The sequence below is a fragment of the Glaciihabitans arcticus genome (genome assembly GCF_004310685.1).
GTDB classification, from domain to species: Bacteria; Actinomycetota; Actinomycetes; order Actinomycetales; family Microbacteriaceae; genus Conyzicola; species Conyzicola arctica.
This window is the reverse complement of sequence record NZ_SISG01000001.1, coordinates 1,518,047-1,535,880: the sequence shown is the minus strand read 5'-3', so window position 1 is coordinate 1,535,880 and position 17,834 is coordinate 1,518,047. Positions and strand designations below refer to the sequence as shown.

19 protein-coding genes are annotated in these 17,834 nt (G+C 66.6%); 12 read left to right on the top strand and 7 right to left on the bottom strand.

The annotated features are described in order from the left end of the window. Positions 1-9: 9 nt before the first annotated feature. Positions 10-468 (top strand): hypothetical protein, encoded by a 459-nt coding sequence (locus tag EYE40_RS07425; RefSeq protein WP_130981353.1) that lies wholly within the window; start codon positions 10-12, stop codon positions 466-468. A 118-nt stretch (positions 469-586) separates the two neighbouring features. Here EYE40_RS07425 and EYE40_RS07420 read toward each other — a convergent pair whose 3' ends face one another. Continuing rightward, a complete protein-coding gene (locus EYE40_RS07420) occupies positions 587-1,324 on the bottom strand; it encodes a phosphatase PAP2 family protein (RefSeq protein WP_130981352.1) in 738 nt (245 codons plus the stop codon). A gap of 204 nt (positions 1,325-1,528) precedes the next feature. On the opposite strand from EYE40_RS07420, the gene EYE40_RS15500 reads away from it, so the two are divergent. The 4 genes from EYE40_RS15500 to EYE40_RS07405 are packed head-to-tail and all read left to right on the top strand — an operon-like array spanning position 1,529 to position 2,925. Then, positions 1,529-1,675: a hypothetical protein gene (locus EYE40_RS15500; RefSeq protein WP_193554491.1), complete on the top strand. Its 147-nt coding sequence runs from the start codon at positions 1,529-1,531 to the stop codon at positions 1,673-1,675. Further along, on the top strand, positions 1,639-2,067 hold the full coding sequence (locus EYE40_RS07415) for a TadE/TadG family type IV pilus assembly protein (protein WP_338029034.1): 429 nt from the start codon (positions 1,639-1,641) through the stop codon (positions 2,065-2,067). Before EYE40_RS15500 ends, EYE40_RS07415 begins: the two co-directional genes overlap by 37 nt. Further along, positions 2,036-2,491 carry a hypothetical protein gene (locus tag EYE40_RS07410; protein ID WP_130981350.1) on the top strand — a complete coding sequence of 152 codons (456 nt, stop codon included), beginning with the start codon at positions 2,036-2,038 and terminating at the stop codon, positions 2,489-2,491. The genes EYE40_RS07415 and EYE40_RS07410 overlap by 32 nt, the downstream gene beginning before the upstream one ends. Then, a complete protein-coding gene (locus tag EYE40_RS07405; RefSeq protein ID WP_240034752.1) occupies positions 2,488-2,925 on the top strand; it encodes a pilus assembly protein TadG-related protein in 438 nt (145 codons plus the stop codon). The genes EYE40_RS07410 and EYE40_RS07405 overlap by 4 nt, the downstream gene beginning before the upstream one ends. A 2-nt stretch (positions 2,926-2,927) precedes the next feature. Here EYE40_RS07405 and EYE40_RS07400 read toward each other — a convergent pair whose 3' ends face one another. Next, positions 2,928-3,320, bottom strand: coding sequence for a hypothetical protein (locus tag EYE40_RS07400; protein ID WP_130981348.1), 393 nt, complete (start codon positions 3,318-3,320; stop codon positions 2,928-2,930). 62 nt (positions 3,321-3,382) lie between these two features. After that, the gene (locus tag EYE40_RS07395; RefSeq protein ID WP_130981347.1) at positions 3,383-8,260 is read right to left on the bottom strand and encodes an SdrD B-like domain-containing protein; all 4,878 of its coding nucleotides are present in this window, start codon (positions 8,258-8,260) and stop codon (positions 3,383-3,385) included. A gap of 144 nt (positions 8,261-8,404) precedes the next feature. Here EYE40_RS07395 and EYE40_RS07390 point away from each other — a divergent pair, with 144 nt between their 5' ends. From EYE40_RS07390 to EYE40_RS07380, 3 genes are all read left to right on the top strand, one after another. Beyond that, positions 8,405-8,914, top strand: a complete 510-nt coding sequence (locus EYE40_RS07390; RefSeq protein WP_130981346.1) for a GNAT family N-acetyltransferase — start codon at positions 8,405-8,407, stop codon at positions 8,912-8,914. Between the two features lie 9 nt (positions 8,915-8,923). Further along, a complete protein-coding gene (locus EYE40_RS07385) occupies positions 8,924-9,490 on the top strand; it encodes a hypothetical protein (RefSeq protein ID WP_130981345.1) in 567 nt (188 codons plus the stop codon). Positions 9,491-9,551: 61 nt separating this feature from the next. Continuing rightward, the gene (locus EYE40_RS07380) at positions 9,552-10,208 is read left to right on the top strand and encodes a YajG family lipoprotein (RefSeq protein WP_130981344.1); all 657 of its coding nucleotides are present in this window, start codon (positions 9,552-9,554) and stop codon (positions 10,206-10,208) included. A 3-nt stretch (positions 10,209-10,211) separates the two neighbouring features. Here the strand turns inward: EYE40_RS07380 and EYE40_RS07375 are convergent, their stop codons facing one another. The 3 genes from EYE40_RS07375 to EYE40_RS07365 all read right to left on the bottom strand — a co-directional run bounded on the left by EYE40_RS07375 (position 10,212) and on the right by EYE40_RS07365 (position 13,191). After that, complete coding sequence (locus tag EYE40_RS07375; RefSeq protein WP_130981343.1) at positions 10,212-11,471, bottom strand: MFS transporter; 1,260 nt, start codon at positions 11,469-11,471, stop codon at positions 10,212-10,214. A gap of 17 nt (positions 11,472-11,488) precedes the next feature. Further along, positions 11,489-12,304, bottom strand: coding sequence for an META domain-containing protein (locus EYE40_RS07370; RefSeq protein WP_130981342.1), 816 nt, complete (start codon positions 12,302-12,304; stop codon positions 11,489-11,491). 68 nt (positions 12,305-12,372) lie between these two features. Further along, a complete protein-coding gene (locus EYE40_RS07365; RefSeq protein ID WP_130981341.1) occupies positions 12,373-13,191 on the bottom strand; it encodes an META domain-containing protein in 819 nt (272 codons plus the stop codon). 125 nt (positions 13,192-13,316) lie between these two features. Between EYE40_RS07365 and gatC the strand changes: the two genes are divergently transcribed. Both gatC and gatA read left to right on the top strand, forming a co-directional pair. Then, positions 13,317-13,616, top strand: a complete 300-nt coding sequence (gene gatC / locus EYE40_RS07360; protein WP_130981340.1) for an Asp-tRNA(Asn)/Glu-tRNA(Gln) amidotransferase subunit GatC — start codon at positions 13,317-13,319, stop codon at positions 13,614-13,616. Then, on the top strand, positions 13,616-15,157 hold the full coding sequence (gene gatA, locus EYE40_RS07355; RefSeq protein WP_130981339.1) for an Asp-tRNA(Asn)/Glu-tRNA(Gln) amidotransferase subunit GatA: 1,542 nt from the start codon (positions 13,616-13,618) through the stop codon (positions 15,155-15,157). Before gatC ends, gatA begins: the two co-directional genes overlap by 1 nt. A 299-nt stretch (positions 15,158-15,456) precedes the next feature. Here gatA and EYE40_RS07350 read toward each other — a convergent pair whose 3' ends face one another. After that, a complete protein-coding gene (locus EYE40_RS07350) occupies positions 15,457-16,014 on the bottom strand; it encodes a CGNR zinc finger domain-containing protein (RefSeq protein ID WP_130981338.1) in 558 nt (185 codons plus the stop codon). Positions 16,015-16,086: 72 nt separating this feature from the next. On the opposite strand from EYE40_RS07350, the gene EYE40_RS07345 reads away from it, so the two are divergent. After that, positions 16,087-17,073, top strand: a complete 987-nt coding sequence (locus EYE40_RS07345) for an EamA family transporter (protein WP_130981337.1) — start codon at positions 16,087-16,089, stop codon at positions 17,071-17,073. Further along, positions 17,070-17,831 (top strand): alpha/beta fold hydrolase, encoded by a 762-nt coding sequence (locus tag EYE40_RS07340; protein ID WP_130981336.1) that lies wholly within the window; start codon positions 17,070-17,072, stop codon positions 17,829-17,831. Before EYE40_RS07345 ends, EYE40_RS07340 begins: the two co-directional genes overlap by 4 nt. Positions 17,832-17,834 lie beyond the last annotated feature (3 nt).

Sequence of the window (17,834 nt, the reverse complement as noted above, 5' to 3'; positions counted from 1 at the left end):
TATCTAGTCATGCAGTTCGACTTTGAGATCGTCGGAACAGGGTGGGCTCGGTCGTCTGTCAGCGATGGTAACTCCAAGGTGGAGCTCACTGCCTCCTACCTCAGTGACGCCCTGGGTGATCTTTTGGCAGCGATCCGCAGTCTTCTCGAGGGAGGCGACGCTGCCCGCTGCTCGTGGGAGGAAGAGCCCGGCGAGTACCGCTGGATTTTCACCCGTGAAGGCGGCGAAGCGCAATTGGTGATTCTGGTGTTCCCGGACAACTTTCCGCCCATGCGCGATGACGAAGGTGTGGAGATTTTCCGAACCTCCGAACCGCTGACCGATCTCGCAGCGAGTGTTGGTTACGCCGCGCAGCGAGTGCTGGACGAATATGGCGAGGCCGAGTACTTGCGCCGTTGGGTCGAGGCGCCCTTTCCCACTTCCCATCTGCGAACGATTCAAGAGATGGTGGCGTCGCATCCCCGGTAGCCAAAAGAGTCCTATTTCTCTGGCGAGCCCACTCGTGTTCCTGATCCTGCCGGTCATCATTTCCTTCGCGATCTTCCCGGGGATCTGGGTGCTGCAGGTGGGGTTCTAGCGTGAGCCGCTACTCGGCCGACGTCGTGCGCTTCGTATCGATCGCCATTGCAGCACCGAGAACCACGAGTGCGAGAAAAATGGCACCGATGGCATCAGTCGCCCAGTGATAGCCGAGGTACAGGCGGCTCAGAGCCGTCGCAATCACAGCGATCCCTGCAAACACGAAGGACAAGGTCGCAATCCAACGAGCCTGCCGACGCGAGAAGACGAGGTAGGCGATCAGGAGGATGAATATCGCGGCGCCGATGACGTGACCCGAAGGAAATGACTCGCTCGAATCGACATCGGTCAGCATGTCTTCGACCGGCGGACGGGCGCGACCTACGACCTCGGCGATACCGCGAACAGCCACAATGCCAACCAGCGTGCCGCCCGCGAGGAGGAGGGGGCGCCAGAGGTGGCGAGCCTTGATGACCCACGCGACCGTGATCGCAAGCGTCATGTAGGGAAAGAACAACGGGCCGAAGACGAGTGAGAGCACGAGCATCGCCGGGGTCCAGGTCTTGGATCTGCCGGCCATGAGCCAGTCGCGAATTGGCTCGTCGATGACTGTGAGCCCCTCGCCGCCGAGGACGCCGATGAGCACGACCGTGAAGCCGACGAGCCCAACGCCCGCCAGAACCGCCGAGATGATGAACAGGTTGCGCCGCTGCCTCGAATCCATCGGGCGCCGCTCAACGAGGAACTTCTCGTTGGCCTCGCGAATCCGCCCTGGCTTCGCGCCGATCAAGCCTGTGGCTGCCACTGGATCTCCGTTTCTCACGCCCCGTATGAGCGGATGAGGCTAACGGTAGTACCGCGAGTTACGATGCCGCACCTCGGAGGGAGACGAGTGGGAAGTGCCTGTGGAAAGTTCGCACGCCGCTCTCGACACCGGTTCACCATGGGCTCGTGACTCCCCAGGAAAGGACGGCCCCCGGTGAACGGATTACGACGCGCTGCGAATCGAATGCTCAGGGAAGAGCGCGGCGACGTGCCCGGTTGGGTGCTGATCACCCTCATGACCGCTGGCCTTGTGATCATCATCTGGGGGCTCGCCGGCCCGGCGCTCAGCAATGTATTCCAACAGGCAATCGAGCGCGTGACCGGCTTCTGAGAGCGCGATTTCTACACGAGTCCGGGTCGGCTGTCGCCGAGTTCGTGATGGTGAGCGCGCTGCTCACTGTGCTCACGCTGTCGGTGCTGCAGCTCGGCTTCGCGCTGCACATCCGCAACACGGTGCTCGATGCGGCCGCTGAGGGCGCTCGATACGGGGCGCTCGCCGACAACGAGCTCGGCGACGGGGTGGTGCGCACCCGCGACCTCATCCTAAGCGCGCTCGGTCCGGGCTACGCGCGCGACGTGACCATCGCGCGCGGCATGTATCGCGGGTATCCCGCAGCGACGGTCACGGTGCGCACCCCGCTGCCGCTGTTCGGTCTGGTCGGCATCGATAGCGGTCTGGAGGTGACCGGCCATGCGGCGATCGAGACTCTGGGACAGCGATGAGACTGGGTCGTCATCCCTCGAATTCGTCACGACCGGGATGATCCTGCTCGTGCCCCTCGTCTATCTCGTGCTCACCGTGTCTGCGATCCAGGCCGGTGCGCTCGCGATCGAGGGCGCCGCACGCCAAGCCGCGCGCGTGTACGTGCAGGCACCGACCACCGCGGAGGCGAAGGCCGACGCCACCCGCGCGATCGAGTTCGGGCTCGCCGACTACGGCATCGACGCCCGGAAGGCGAAGGTAGCGATCAGCTGCGCGCCGAAACCCCGCGACTGCCTCACCCGACGCGGCTTCGTCACGGTGTCGATCGCGGTGGCCGTGCCGCTGCCACTAGTGCCGCCGTCACTGAGTCTCGACCTTCCGTTCGCCGTGCAGCTCGAGTCGTCCGCGACGCAGCAGGTGTCCCGGTTCTGGGGTGCGCCGTGATCGATCACCGCGACGAGACTGGCTCGACCCTGCCGCTAACAATCTTCTACGGGTTCCTATCCCTGGTGTTGATCCTGCTCGCGGTGGCGGCGACATCCCTGTACCTCGAGCGCAAGCGTCTTTTCACTGTGGCGGATGGCGCGGCTCTCGTCGGAGCGGAGGCCTACGACCTCGGCGACCTCGCCCCCACGGCCGACGGGCACCCGAGGCCCGAACTCGAGGCGTCCGATGTTCGGGCCGCCGTCGCCGCGTACTTCGACTCCGCTCCGGTGGACGGTTTCGAGCAGCTCAACGTCGAGCGAGCCACCACCGTGGATGGGCGCAGCGCCACCGTCGAGCTCTCCGCCTACTGGAGGCCGCCAATCGTCTCACTGCTCGTGCCGGAGGGCCTCAGGATCGAGGTGACGGCGGTCGCCCGCTCGGTGTTCGACTGAAGTTACCGGTTCGCGAGCATCTCGACGCGCACGGGCGGCCACAGCACCGCCACCAAGGCGATGGCCGAGAGGATGATGGTCACCCAGCTGACGTCGACGTGCAGGTAGGGCACTGCGAGGCGGGTGACCAGCGCGAGCGCGATGACCGCAAATCCGACGGACTGCACGGTGACGAACGCCCACCACGCCCATGAGGCCCGTTTCCTCACCTGCGCCAGAAGCACAACACCGAGAAGACCGAACATCACCGATGACATCCCGAGCGCGTTGTTGTGCAGCATGCCTGCCAGCACCGTGAGCAGCTGGGCCGCGAATGCGATCTCGACCAGCACCGAATACTCGACGAACGCCGGGGCTTTCTCCGGTGCGGCAATCGCGCGATCATGCCTCGTCATACGCGCAATAGTGGCACAGACCCCGACCGCTGACCAGCAGTCGGGATCCGTGCGCAGGATGACTAGATCGCAGCCCGGCGGCGGAAGAACACGACCGCACCCGTGATCAGCAGGATCAGCAGGATTGCGCCGATCGCCCACAGGATGATCGCTATGACGTCGATGCCGGATTTGGCGTCATCAGAGGGAGTGGAAGACGGGGCCGGGGGAGTCGCGGACTCCGTCGGCTCGGGAGTCGCGGTCGGCTCCACGGTGGGCTCGGGCGTGGCCGTGGCGGTCGGCTCCGGGGTCACCGTGCCGGAGCCCGATCCAGATCCGGTGCCGGAACCCGAGCCGCTGCCCGTACCCGGGGTCGTCGGCGTTGCGGGCGGAACCACGACCGGCTTGGCGGGGAGGCGCGGAGTGGTCGCGGAGCTCGAGTCGTTCGAGGCATCCGCGTCACCCGTGCCCGCGGCCACTGTGGCGGTGTTCGAGAGGGTCGCCGGGTAACCGCGGTAGCTGGTCACGATCGGGAACGTCAGCGTCGCGCCCGAGGCGAGCGGGGCAGCCGAGACACAGGACACCGTCTGGCCGGTGGTCGAGCACGTGACATCCGCCGAACCGCCGCTCACGAAGGTGAGCGTGGTGGGCAGCACATCCGTGACCGTCACGGCAGCGGCCGTTGCATCGGGGCCGGTGTTCGTCACCGTCAGGTTCCAGGTGACCCGGCGCATCGAGGTGTTGACCGAGCCGAACGACTTCACGATGGAGACGTCGAATGTGCGGGTCATGAAGCCCGCGTCGATCGTGTCGTTGATGAGCGTGGCGTCGAGGGCACCGTCAGCGGGGACGACCGCGCGGGTGTCCCCGGTGGCGCTAGCTGCGACGGTGAACGCCGCAGTCATGCCGTTGGCCGCGAAGTTTGAGTCGGTAGCACCGGTACCCGCACCGAGCGGGCTGCGCACGGCGCCGGTGACCAGGCCGGAGCTCGCAATGTAGCTGCCCGGCGTGAGGTCGTCGAAGGCGTAGAAGCCGTTGGCGTCGGTGGTGGTGTAGGTGACGATCGAGCCGTCGGTGTTGAGTGCGCTCCCGCCGGAGCCGCTCAGCAGCTTGACAGTGACACCGGCGATGCCGGGCTCACCGGCATCCTGAATGCCGTCGCGGTCGCTGTCGAGCCAGACGAAGTTGCCGATCGCGACCTTCGGTGGGAAGGCGGTGGTCGTCGCGGTGTCTTCGTTATTGGTGAGGTCGGTGTCGGCGGCGCCGGCGACAACTGTGGCGGTGTTGCTGAGGGTTGCCGGGTATCCCGAGTAGTCGGTCACGATTGGGAAAGTGAGCGAGTCGCCCGAGGCGAGCGGCGCGGCCGTCACGCAGGTCACGGTCTGGCCCGAGGTCGTGCACGTGACATCCGCCGAACCGCCGCTCACAAAGGTGAGGTCGGTAGCGAGTTCGTCCGTGACGGTTGCGACCGCGGTGGTCGCATCGGGGCCGTCGTTCGTGACGGTCAGCTCCCACGTGATGCGCTTCGCGGAGGTGTCGACCGAGTCGACGGACTTCGAGAGAGCGGCGTCGAAGGCGATGAGCGTGAAGCCCGCGTCGATCGTGTCATTGATGAGCGTCGCGTCGAGAGCGCCATCGCCGGCAACGACCGCACGGGTGTCACCGGTAGCCGTGGCGGCAACCGTGAACGCCGCGGTCATGCCCGTGGGAGCGACGTTCGAGTCGTTCGCCGAGGTGCCCGCGCCGAGCTGTGTCTGCCGGTGACCGGACAGCGGCCCGAAGCTCGCGATGTAGGTGCCGGGCGTGAGGTCGTCGAACGCGTAGAACCCGTTCGCATCGGTCGTCGTCGCCGTGACTATGGTGCCGTCGGTGTGGCGCGCTGCACCGGTCGGCGTGAGCAGCTTGACGGTGTGGCCGGGTACGCCGGGCTCACCTGCGTCCTGGATGCCGTCGCGGTCGGTGTCGATCCAGACGAAGTTGCCGATGGCGACCTTCGGCGGGAATGACGTCGCGGTTGCGGTGGCCGAGTCGTTGGTCGAGATGAGGTCGAAGGCGTTCGCCGCGGTGACCGTGTTCGCGATCGTCGCGGGGTATCCCGTATAGCTCGTGACGAAGGAGTATGTCACGGCAGCCCCCGAGGCGAGTGGCGCCGCGAGCTCGCAGGACAGTGTCTGGCTGGCCGTCGTGCACGTGACATCCGCCGAATCATCGCTCTCGAAGGTGAGCGCGGTCGCGAGCGTCGACGAGACGGTGGTCGGCGTCTTCGTGGCATCGGGGCCGGTGTTCGTCACCGTGACGTTCCAGGTGATCGTCTTCAGGGTGCTGTCGACCGAGCCGACCGTGTGCGCGATCGACACGTCGTTCGACTGGGCGAGGTAGCCCGCGTCGGCGGTGGTGTTGATGAACTGGGCAGTCACGCCATCGCTCGCAATTGCGGGGCGCGAGCTCGCCGAGAGGCTGATTGTGCCGGTCATGCCTGTGGCGATCGCCGCGTCGGAGTCGGTCGCATCGGTGGCAACGGCCGCGTCGGCGGTGGAGCGCGAGTGATTGGTGACCGCTGCAAACCGCAGCTTGTACGTTCCCGCGCGTCGGCCGTCAAAGACGTAGTAGCCCGCGGGGCCGGACGTCGTGGTCGCCAGCACGATGTCGGCCGCCGAGAGCAGCTCAACGGTGACGCCCTCGAGACCGGGCTCGCCAGCGTCCTGTCGACCGTTGCGGTTGGTGTCGCTCCAGACGAAGTCGCCGACCGCGTACAGCGGCGCGAAGCCGAAGTCGAGGGTCAGGTTCGAGGCGCCATCAACCAGAAGATCTCCGGATGACGCTGAGCCGTCAGACGAGTCGGTCGCTGTCGTGCCCTGGCCCGTGACGGTGGGCACGTAGCCGGCCAGCGCGGCCTGGCTATTATCGACGCGCACCGTGTACGACTGCCCCGAGGGCAGCACGCGCAGGTTGGTAAAGCTGTAGCTGCCGTCTGGGCCCGTGGTCACGGGGCCGACGGTGGCGCCGAGCGCGGTGAGAGCAGCAACTCCGCCGGGGCCGACGATCGTCACGGTCACGCCCGCGATGCCAGGCTCGCCCGCGTTCTGCACGCCGTTCTCGTTGGTGTCGCGCCAGACGAAGTCGCCCACGCTGACGGACGGATCGGTGAAGCCGAAGTCGACGGTGAGGTCGCTGTCCACATCGCGCTCGCCCTGGTTACCGTGGCGGCCGAACTGGTAGAACGGTGTCTCGCCGGTCGGCTCCGTGCCGGCCGAGAGGGTGATCATGGGACTCACGAATCCAACGCCGGAGACGAATGCATCGCGACCGGTGTCGTTGTTGTCGACCTGGTTGTCAACCGCGAGCGGATTCGGTGCGACGCTGCGGCTGCTGACCTTGCCGAACAACGGACCGCCGGCGGGGAAGTTGTCCGCCTCGACGACGACCACGTAGTTGCCCGGAGGCAGGTTGCTGAAGAGGTAGAAGCCGTCTGCATCGGTGGTTCTGCGCAGACCGGTGTCTTCGCCGGCATCCACTGAGCCGTTGGCGTTCACGTCTCGATAGAGCGCGACGGACACGCCCGATGTGACCGGCTCGCCGGCGTCCTTCAGCCCGTTGTTATTCGTGTCGGCCCACACCTGGTTGCCGAGGCTCGTGGGTGCACGAAGGAAACCGAAGTCGATGGTGAGGTCGCTGTCGGAGTCCGTCTCGCCGAAGCGACCGTGCGGCTGGGTGGCGGCCCGATCGGACTCGCCGGTCGGCTCGCCCAGGTAGGCCAGCTCGATCTGTCGAGAAGCGACTCCCGTGGTGGTCTCGCTCGTGGCGTCGATCCCGTTGTCGTTGCCGTCAGTCTGGTTGGTGGGGCTGACCTGCGCGACTGCGTCGTAGCTGCTGCGCAGGCCGTTGAGCGGCTGGCCGGCTGCAAATTCTCCGGACGGGACGCGCACCAGGTAGCGACCAGGGGCCAGGCCGTCGAACAGGTAATAGCCGTTGGCAGCGCTGGTGGTCGTGGAGACGAGGGTGTCGCCCGCATCGATGATGCCGTTGTTGTTCTCGTCGAAGTAGAGCTGCAGGTCGACATTCGCGATACCGGAATTCTGGATGCCGGCCAGCGCCAGGTTGCCGTCATCCGTCGCGTCGATCAGCCCGTTGTTCCGGCTGCCGCCTGGACTCCACTGGGCCGGGTCGCTGCTGTCATCCAGCCAGACGCGGTTGCCGATCGACATGGGCGGCACGAAGCCGAAGTCGACGGCAATGTTGCTGCCGGCGTCGGCAGAGCCGCGTCCGATGGAGCCGGCGCCGTCCCATCCGGTCGGGCTGATCTGTTCGTCAGTGGGGAAGCCCGGGGAGGGCTGCAGGCTCAGGTCGGTCTCGCCGGTCACCTGGTTCGCTGCTGCGAGCTGGATGACGTTGCTCGCAACGCCCGACAGGTCCGGACGACGATTCGCGGGCTCGGCACCATTGTCATCGAGGTCGGTCGCGGGGTTGCCCGCGGCGCCGGCCGCTCCCACGGTCGCTGTTCCATTGAAGGAGCTGCTGTGCCAGCCGGCGAGGGGGCCGCCCGCGGTGAACTGGGTCGAAGGGATGACCACGATGTAGGTGCCCGGGGTCAGGTAGTCGAAAAGGTAGTAGCCCTTGGCGTCGGTACCTGGGCGACCGGCGCCGGCCTGGCCGCTCGCCGTGACGTCGAAGCCGGCCCACTCGTCGGCTGACGCCTTTCCGTCGAGGTTGAGGTCTTCGTAGAGTTCGACGCGAACGCCGTCCACGCCCTTCTCGTTGGAATCCTGCACGCCATTGTTGCGCTGCGCTGCGTTGAAGCCGGAGCCGCCGTCCGTACCGTCGTCGAGGAACACGCGGTTGCCGATGCTCAGGGTGCCGGTCGTGGGGTCAACGCCCGCCACCGCCGGGGCGGCAGCAACCAGGCTCGAGCTGATCAGCGCTACGGCGAGGAAGGCGGATGCGACGGAACGTGTGGCAGACATGGAGAGCCCCCGGTGAAGAACGCGCAACCCCTCCGCGCGAGCGGTATCAGGTATGCCGCTGCGGTCATTGTAGGGGCGAATGCGAGCAAACCGTGAGGTTCGTTAGCGTTTCGGAATGACGGTCGCCGGTGCGACAGTGGGCCCATGAGCACAGTGACGATCGAGCCATGGGGCGAGGGCGACCTGCCCATCCTCGAATTGAGCAACGAGCCGGCCATGATGCAGCACCTGGGCGGCCCCGAGGCGCACGAGAAACTCCTCGTCAGGCATGCCAGATACCTCGACGGCTGGGCGTCGGGCACGTCGTTTATGTTCCGCATCGAGGCCGACGGCGAGCCGGTCGGCGGCATCGGGTACTGGCCGACAGAGTGGCACGGCGAGCAGGTGTACGAGACGGGGTGGTCGGTGCACACGGCGCACCAGGGACATGGCCACGGGACATCCTCGCTGCTGCTTGTCATCGAACACGCGGCACGCCATGGCGATCGCGACGCGCTGCACGCCCTGCCGCGCACCGACAATCGCGCGTCCAACGCGGTCTGCCGCAAGGCGGGCTTCAGGCTGCTCGGCGAGGTGGACGATGAGTACCCGCCCGGCAATCCGATCCGCTCCAACGATTGGGCGTTCGATCTGCGCACGAGACGAGCCGGTTAGGGTCGAGGCATGAGATTCGCCGCTCTCGCCCTGCTGGTTCTGCTCGGCACCGCCGCGTGCGCGCCGCCCCCGCCTCCCGGCGTGCCGACGACCACACCGGTCATCGAGGATCCCATCGTCTTCACGGTTGTGCTGTCGTCGACCGAAGTGAGCCTTCTCGACGAGGATGGCAAGCGTGTCAGCACGTTCGAATACGCCGAAGAAGATGCAACACCTCTCGTCGCCGCCCTGAACAAGGCCTTCGGCACCGAGGTCGGGCCCGTGCCGCAGGGTGGCGACACCATCTACTCCTGGGACGGACTGCAACTGCAGGATTTCGCGGACGTTGATGCGGGCACCCGCATCAACGTGGTGAAGCCGACCGTCGAGGGTGTCGACGTGCAGGCGGTGGGCGGTGTGGGCATCGGCACGCCCAGCGCGACCGTCGAAGACGTGGCGTCATCCAATTCTGTCGAGTCGGTGACCGGAATCGACATCCGGGTGTTCTTGCTCGATACACAGGACGGCCGTAGCGTGGTTCTCACCGCGGACGAACCGGACGGCCACGTATACGACATCGTGGCCGGTGGGCCCTAGTTCCCACACGGTTCTGAGGCTCTGCCGGTAGGGTCGCGGCACGTCCATCGAGAGGAATCCCGTGAGAAAGCGCAACGTCGCCCTGATCGCAGTTCTCGCCATCGGCCTCGTCGGTTGTGCTGCAAACCCGACCCCCGAACCGACGAGTCCCGTCGAGACGCCCGAGGTGCCCACGGCGGCATCTATCGTCGTCTCGGCGGAGACCGTGACCGTGTTGGACGACGAGGGCACCGAACTCACGAGCTGGAACTACTTCGAGCCCGATGCGGAGCGGGCCATCTCAGAGCTCACCTTCATCTTCGGTTTCCGGCCGGAACTCACCGTGCAGGAGGCGACGCCCGAGCAGCCGGCCACCACCGTTCACGTCTGGAATGGCTTCGAGTTCACGGAGTACCAGGATGTGACCCCCAGCTTCCCGGAAGTCAGCTCTTTCAGCGTGGGGGTGACAGTCCCTGAGGTCAGCGGCGTCGCCATCACCACTGAAGACGGAGTCGCCGTCGGCACCGAGGAACTCGCCGCATCGCCGAACGCCTATCGGCACGTGCCGAACACGGGCGAGGCCGACCCCGTGGATTTGTACTACTACGACGAGACGCCCGTCGATATCTCCGTGGTTCCCGACTACGAGCCGGCCGCCCTGTCCGTCGAGGCGTGGGTCACCGGCAAGGACCGCCTCGTCAGCCGCATCTACGCACCCATTCGCAATTGGGGCGTGTAGCTCTTACTTCTTCGGGCGCGGTGCATAGCGCGGGATGTAGCGAGCCAGGATCCCCGCACCGACGAGCCCCAACACGCCCATCGCTCCGGCGGCAAGGGAGATCGTTGCGACGGCGGTGAGGCCGGAGACCAGCAGGGGGGCGCCCGCGCCGCCGAGTCCGCCGGTGAATCGCCACGCGCCGAGGAAAGGCGCCGGGTTGGTCTTGTCGGCGAGGTCCGCCCCGAGGGTCATGAGAATCCCGCTGCCCAGTCCGTTGGCGACGGACATGAACATCGCGGCAAAGACGAACCACTGAACGTTACTCGTCAGGTCGTGGCTGAAGGCGAGCACGAAGTGGCCGACCCCCAGGCCGATCATCGAGGGCAGGGCGCTCGCGAGGCGACCCCAGCGATCCATGATCTGCCCACTCGCGTAGAACAGGGCGAAGTCAGCAGCACCCGCGATACCGATGATGAGCGCTGTGTTCGTTTCGCTGATGCCAATACTCAACGCCCATAGCGGCAGGATTACCGCGCGCGAGGCGCGCATCGCGCCGATCAGCGCGGCGCCCGTGCCGAGCTTGCCGAGCACCCCGCGCTTCTCGTACATGGTGCGGAACAGGCCGGTGGCCTCTTTGGCAACGAGGGCCTCGCCCTCGCGCAGCTGCTTGCCGTCTTCGCCTCGCTCGGTGCGCAGCACCCCGAATGACTTTGTCGGATCGCGGAGGGCGATCAGCAGCGCGGCGGCGGCTAGGCAGGCGACGATGTGGATCCAGAACGCGGATGCCGCCGTGCCGGTCAGCTCGATCGCGAGCGCCGTGAGGAAGGGCCCCACGAAGAACCCGAAGCGGAAGATGCCGCCCAGAGTGGACAGGGCGCGAGCTCGGTGACTGATCGGCACGAAGCTGGTCATAAACGCGTGACGGGCGAGGGCGAACACGGCTGTGGCCAGTCCGATGAGGAAGATGCCGAGGCCGAGCGCCACGGGGTTCGGTGCGAGCACGCAGAGGACGAGTCCGATGACCGAGAGCAGGCTCGCGCCGATCATGGCCGGGCGTTCGCCGATGCGGGAGACGAGCCATCCACTCGGAATATCGCCGACGAGCTCGCCGATCATGAGCAGCGCGGAGATCAGGCCCGCCAGCGCCAGCGTCGCCCCGAGGTTGCCCGAAACGATCGGAATGATCGGGATGATCGCACCCTCGCCGATCGAGAACAGCAGGGTCGGCAGCAGGGCCGGGAGTGCTATCGAACGCCAGCGGAACGGGAGCTCGGAGGTACTCATCTACTCGATGCTACGCCTCAGTTATTGCTTGCCCGGAACTGCAGGCCGGACTTGGTCGTCGCCGAGGAGAGGGTGAGCGCGACGTCATCGATGATGACGGTGGGGCGGGTGCTCAGCGTGTTGGCGAGCACCTTCTCGCCGGCGGGCAGCGGCTTGCCGCACGCGCTGAGGTCGTTCGCCACATCGGTGAGGAGCAGCAGGCCGCCGGCGACGGTCCAGGAGCCGGTGATGACGCTGCAGGTTCCGCGGGCTTCGAAGTCGGACTCGGTGAATAGGATCGAGCCACCGGTAGCACTCGTGGGGACCGCCTCGTCGCCCACCCCGGCAAGCAGGCTTTCGAGCTGCCAGTTGATGCCCACCAGAGCCGTCTCGTCGACGGCGGGTGCTGCAGCGTACGTCAGTGCGATCTTCTCGTCCTCATTACTCAGCACGAGCTGGTTTTCCACAACGTCCGTGCGGATCACGAGTGCGAGGGCTGCGAGGTAGCGCGTTTCGACGGCGGTCAGCGCGGCGTCGGTGCACGCGACCTTCGTGGTGGCTCCGGGGGTGATGACGACGTCGTGGCCGGCGCCGATCTCGACCGTGGCGCGGTAGACATTGCAGGGAGCCTGTCCGCCGGTCTCTTCACCGGTGAGGGTGATCGTGGTGATCGAGGTGCCGAGATCCACCTTGCCCTTGGCGTCGGTAGCGCTGACGAGACGCCATTCCCCATCGAGAACCGATGCGGTGGGGGCGGTGCTGTCGGCGGTCTCCGGGGCGCTCGGCGTTGCCGTGGCGCAGCCGGTCAGGGCCACAAGTGCGACGAGCGCGAGGGCTCCGATGGTCGTGCGCATACTGCTCCCTTGGTCGCGATCTGCAACCAGACTGTCAGACTCCGCTCCAACGACGTAGTTGAGATTTCTTACGCGCTGCTCGAGGCGCTGTTGCGGTAGACGAGCCCCAGCTTGCCGGTGGCCGGGAAGATGGTGAGCCGGTCGCCCTCGATGAGCGGGGTGAAGCCCGTGCCGAGCGCCGTGGCGACGTGCTTCTCCTGGGCGACGAGGTCGTTTGGGCAGTCCGTGTCTTCGAATACCAGGGCTGTGACGACGACAACTCCGCCGCTCACCTCCCACTGTCCGGTGAAGTCGCTGCAGCCGCCATTGCCGGTGACGGTGCCGTCCTTGTTGAAGACGATCCCGCCGGTTCCGACGGGGCTCGCGGTCGAACCGTCGGCCCCCGCACCCGTGACGAGGCCCTCGAGCCGCCAGATCGTGCCGCTGAACTCGCTGATCGGCACGTCCGGAACAGCATCGAAGATGAGGATGACGTCACCGCCACTCAGCGTCAGCGTCTCGCCGTCGACCTCGTGGTTGGTGACCTCCTCGAGCGCGGCCAGGTAGCGCCACTCGAGGGTCATCAGGTCGGGGTCCTCGCAGGCGGCCTCGGTGACGGCACCCGGCGCGACGTTGATCTCGTCGCCGTTGACGTTCACGGTCGCGCCGAAGATGTTGCACGAGGTGCGCCCGCCGGTGCGAGGCCCGGTGAGGGTGATCGTGGAGACGGACTCCTTGAGATCGAAGACGCCCTGAGCGTCCTCACCGTCGGCGAGCTGCCAGTCGCCGTCGAGCTCGCTGGGGTCGGCGGTCGGGCCGCCATTGTCGGGGAATCCCTCGCCGGTCGGCCCGCAGCCGGTTAGTGCGAGCGCCCCGACTATCGCGAGGGCGATGATGCTGCGGCGCATGGCGATCCTTATTGTCGAGGGAGTGGTTCCAGCATTACAGACGCGGGCCGCGACCGGGATCACGGTTTGACGTATTTCTGCAGGCCATAGAATTGCGTAGTCCCCTCAACCTTCTCGGAGCATCCATGTCTGAAATCACGACCGACGTCGTGGCGCACCTGGCGAATCTCGCCCGCATCGCGCTCACGCCCGAAGAGATCGAGAAGCTTACGGGCGAACTCGGTGCGATCGTCGACGCCGTCGCCACGGTGAGCGAGGTCGCCACCGCGGACGTTCCCGCAACGAGCCACCCCATCCCGCTCACGAATGTCTTCCGAGCGGATGTCCCGGGCCCGACCCTCACGACCGAACAGGCCCTCGCGGGCGCCCCGGAGCACGACGGCACACGCTTCAAGGTGTCGGCGATCCTGGGGGAGGAGCAGTAATGACTGATCTCACCCGTCTCTCCGCCGCGGATCTCGCGGACAAGCTCACCAGCGGTGACGTCTCGTCTGTTGAGGTGACCCGCGCGCACCTCGACCGCATCGCTGCCGTCGACGGTGACGTGCACGCCTTCCTGCACATCAACGCGCAGGCGCTCGACACTGCGGCCCTCGTGGACGCCGCCCGCGCTGCCGGCGAAAAGCTCGGACCGCTCGCCGGTGTTCCCGTCGCCATCAAGGATGTGCTGTGCACGATCGACATGCCGTCGACCGCCGGCTCGAAGATCCTCGAGGGTTGGGTTCCGCCGTACGACGCGACCGTCGTCGCGAAGCTCCGCGCTGCCCACCTCATCCCGCTGGGCAAGACCAACATGGACGAGTTCGCGATGGGCTCGTCCACCGAGCACTCGGCCTTCGGCCCGACCCACAACCCGTGGGACCTGGACCGGATCCCCGGTGGCTCCGGAGGTGGCTCCGCCGCTGCCGTCGCCGCCTACGAAGCTCCGCTCGCGCTCGGCTCGGACACGGGTGGCAGCATCCGCCAGCCCGCCGCCGTCACCGGTTCAGTCGGTGTCAAGCCCACCTACGGCGGCGTGAGCCGCTATGGCGCTATCGCCCTGGCCAGCTCGCTGGACCAGGTCGGCCCCGTGACGCGTACGGTGCTCGACGCAGCTCTGCTTCATGACGTCATCGGCGGTCATGACCCGCGTGACTCCACCTCTCTTACCGATGTCTGGCCGAGCTTCGCCGACGCCGCCCGCGCCGGCCAGAAGGCCGAGAGCCTCAAGGGTCTCCGCGTGGGCGTCGTCAAGGAACTCGACGGTCCTGGTTTCCAGTCGGGCGTGACCCAGCGCTTCCACGAAGCGCTGACCCTGCTCGAGCAGGCGGGCGCCGAGATCGTCGAAGTGAGTGCACCCAACTTCGAGTACGCGGTTGCCGCCTACTACCTGATTCTTCCCGCTGAGGCGTCGAGCAATCTCGCCAAATTCGATTCTGTGAGATTCGGCCTGCGCGTGAACCCTGTGGGGGGAGGAACCGTCGAAGACGTGATGTCCGCCACCCGCGAAGCCGGTTTTGGCCCCGAGGTGAAGCGCCGCATCATCCTCGGCACCTACGCGCTCAGCGCCGGGTATTACGACGCTTACTACGGCAGCGCGCAGAAGGTTCGCACGCTCATCCAGCGCGACTTCGACGCCGCGTTCGCCCAGGTGGATGTTCTCGTCAGCCCGGCCGCGCCGACCACCGCTTTCAAGCTCGGTGAGAAGCTCGAAGACCCGATGGCGATGTACCTCAACGACGTCACGACGATCCCGGCGAACCTTGCCGGCGTGCCCGGAATGGGCCTGCCGATCGGGCTCGCCCCCGAGGACGGCCTGCCGGTCGGCATCCAGATCATGGCGCCTGCGCGAGCGGATGCCCGGCTCTACCAGCTCGGAGCCACTCTCGAACGACTGCTCGAAGACCAGTGGGGGCACACTCTTATCAGCCAGGCTCCCGAGCTGTCGCTCAGCGAGATGCTCGCGGCGACCGAGGGTGCTGTCTGAACCTCGCTGATTGACTAGGCCGCCCGCGGCCGTATCGAAATCTGTCGTGGGGTTTCGATACGGCGCTGGAGCGCCTACTCAACCTGCTGCGCAGTTTCGATACGGCGCTGGAGCGCCTACTCAACTTGCTGCGCAGTTTCGATACGGCGCTGCTCCAGCGGTAACCGCAAATCCGTATCCCAACTGCAGTTGGGATACGGAAATCGCGCACCCGCCGCGCGCGTCTTTTAGTTGATTGAGTAGGCCGCTCGCGGCCGTATCGAATTCTCACTTGGGGTTTCGATACGGCGCTGGAGCGCCTACTCAACCAGCGAACCCTGCCTCTCGCGGAAGGCGAGCTGGTTCATCCGGTTGCCGCAGCGCACGTTGCAGTAGCGCTTAGAGCCGTTGCGTGACAGGTCGAGCACAAGACCGTCGCAGTCGGAGGCGTCACAGACGCGCAGCCGGTCCATTGCGCCCGAGCGGATAACGTCGGCCAGCGCGATCGCGACCTCGACGCGCATGCGCTCAGCGAGCGGGGCGTCGTTGTCCGTCGCGTGCAGGTGCCAGTCGAAGTGGTCGTGCTTCATGAGTTGCGGCAGGGCCTTGGCCTTGCTGAACATCGCGTTGACCTCGGCGACCGCGTCATCCACGGGCAGGCTCCACACCCGACGGAACAGCTCGCGGTTCTTCTTGACGTCGGCGAGCTCGGCCTCATCCCGATCGAAGCGGCCGGTATAGGTCCAGGTCTTGAGAAACGCGGTCAGGGTCTCCGGCGAATCGAGTTCGTCGGTGCCCGATTTGGAGGCGCCGGGACTCGTGTCGGCCAGCGCCACCACGAACTCGAGAGTGATCTCGGTGTCAGGGGCAAAATGCAATTTGACTCCTTATCCTCGGCGGTCGTAATGTCAGGGGCAACATCTAGTTTAGTCATTATGAAAGCGGACGCCATGAAGTCGACAACCCTCGGTCTCATCATCGCAGTGCTCGCTGCCGCGACCTTCGGAATGTCCGGCGCGTTCATCAAGCCGCTGCTCGAGGCCGGCTGGTCGCCGGCGGCCGCCGTCACCCTCCGCGCGCTCATCGGCGGGCTCGTGCTGCTGCCGGTCGCGCTGGTGCTGATTCGCGGACGCTGGGCCGCCCTCTGGCGCGGCCGTTGGCGGGTGCTGGGCATGGCGCTCATCGGTGTCGCCGCCACCCAGCTCGTCTACTTCGCCGCCGTGCAGCGCATTCCCGTCGGCACCGCCATCCTCATCGAGTACATGGCACCGCTGCTGCTCGTTGCCGTCGCGTGGGTCACGACCCGCAAGATGCCCAAGGCTGTTGTGCTCATCGGCTCGGTCGTCGCACTCATCGGCCTCGTGCTGGTCGTCTCGCCAGGCGGTGGAGGATCCCTCGACCTGCTCGGCCTCGGCTTCGCCGCCCTCTCGACCGTCGGTTGCGCCGTCTACTACGTGATCGCCGCTCGCCCGAGCGACGGCCTGCCGCCGGTCGCCCTCGCTGCCGCCGGCCTCGTCATCGGCGGCCTCGCCCTCGGGCTGGTCGGACTCGTCGGCATCGTGCCGTTCGAACTTCCTTTGGTGGATGTCCCGATGCTCGGCATGCTCGCACCCTGGTGGGTCCCGCTGCTCATCGTCGGCATCATCGCCACAGGTTTCGCGTATGCCGCAAGCATCACGGCCAGCGAAATGCTCGGCTCGCGTCTCGCGTCATTCCTCGGACTGCTCGAGGTGGTGGCGGCTGCGCTCTACGCGTGGATACTTCTGGGGGAGAACCTCACCCTGCCGCAGCTGCTCGGAGGCGGGCTCATCCTCGCCGGCATCGCGTTCGTGCGGTCCGAGAAGGCGACGCCCGAGGCCGCTCTTGCGACGGTCACGGAGCCTGTGGAAGTGCAGCCTGTCGAAACCGGCAAGACGGCCGTAAACTCGCGCCCATGACCGACGTTGTACTGCTGCACGGCTGGCCGGGTTCAACGGATGACTTTCGCCGCGTCGTCCCGCTGCTGCCGGATGGAGTGAACCCGATCGTTCCGCAACTGCGCGGCTTCGGTGAAGCCTTCGACGGGCCGCTGCCTGTGGAGGAGGGGACAGCGACCGCCCACGCGCAACGCGTCATCGCAGCGCTCGATGGCCCCGCGGTGTTCGCCGGCTACGACATCGGCTCTCGCGTCGCGCAGACGATCGCCCGCATCGCGCCGGAGCTCGTGCTCGGCCTCGTCGTGACGCCTGCGTACCCCGGCATCGGCGATCGGCGCAACGAGCCGCGGATGCAGGAGCACTTCTGGTACCAGCACTTCCACCGGTCCGGCCTCGCGACAACGCTCATCGACGGCAACCCGCAGGCTGTACGCGACTACCTCGCCTTCATCTGGGGGCAGTGGACGAGCGATCCGTCCTTGATCGAGGGCCCCGAGTTCGACGCCCTGGTCGCGAGCTACGCCCGGCCCGGAGCCTTCACCGCGAGCATCCAGTGGTACAACTCGAACCGCACGCCCGCGCCCGAGACCCCGGTCGCGACGCCGACGGTGATGCTGTGGCCGGCGGGCGACCCGTTGTTCCCGATCGAGTGGGCCGACAAGGTCGACGAGTGGTTTCCGGATGCCCGGCTCGAGATCCTGGAGACCTCAGCCCACTTCGTGCCGCTCGAGGCTCCCGCGAAGTTCGCGGAGGCAATCATCTCCCTCCTCCCGAGTTAAGGC

Coding starts and splice junctions, on each gene's coding strand:
- EYE40_RS07395 (WP_130981347.1), bottom strand. CDS start 8,260: ATGTCTGCCACACGTTCCGTCGCATCCGCCTTCCTCGCCGTAGCGCTG.
- EYE40_RS07370 (WP_130981342.1), bottom strand. CDS start 12,304: ATGCGCACGACCATCGGAGCCCTCGCGCTCGTCGCACTTGTGGCCCTG.
- EYE40_RS07365 (WP_130981341.1), bottom strand. CDS start 13,191: ATGCGCCGCAGCATCATCGCCCTCGCGATAGTCGGGGCGCTCGCACTA.
- EYE40_RS07400 (WP_130981348.1), bottom strand. CDS start 3,320: ATGACGAGGCATGATCGCGCGATTGCCGCACCGGAGAAAGCCCCGGCG.
- EYE40_RS07375 (WP_130981343.1), bottom strand. CDS start 11,471: ATGAGTACCTCCGAGCTCCCGTTCCGCTGGCGTTCGATAGCACTCCCG.
- EYE40_RS07425 (WP_130981353.1), top strand. CDS start 10: ATGCAGTTCGACTTTGAGATCGTCGGAACAGGGTGGGCTCGGTCGTCT.
- EYE40_RS15500 (WP_193554491.1), top strand. CDS start 1,529: ATGCTCAGGGAAGAGCGCGGCGACGTGCCCGGTTGGGTGCTGATCACC.
- EYE40_RS07390 (WP_130981346.1), top strand. CDS start 8,405: ATGAGCACAGTGACGATCGAGCCATGGGGCGAGGGCGACCTGCCCATC.
- EYE40_RS07410 (WP_130981350.1), top strand. CDS start 2,036: ATGCGGCGATCGAGACTCTGGGACAGCGATGAGACTGGGTCGTCATCC.
- gatA (WP_130981339.1), top strand. CDS start 13,616: ATGACTGATCTCACCCGTCTCTCCGCCGCGGATCTCGCGGACAAGCTC.
- EYE40_RS07340 (WP_130981336.1), top strand. CDS start 17,070: ATGACCGACGTTGTACTGCTGCACGGCTGGCCGGGTTCAACGGATGAC.
- EYE40_RS07345 (WP_130981337.1), top strand. CDS start 16,087: ATGAAGTCGACAACCCTCGGTCTCATCATCGCAGTGCTCGCTGCCGCG.
- EYE40_RS07385 (WP_130981345.1), top strand. CDS start 8,924: ATGAGATTCGCCGCTCTCGCCCTGCTGGTTCTGCTCGGCACCGCCGCG.
- gatC (WP_130981340.1), top strand. CDS start 13,317: ATGTCTGAAATCACGACCGACGTCGTGGCGCACCTGGCGAATCTCGCC.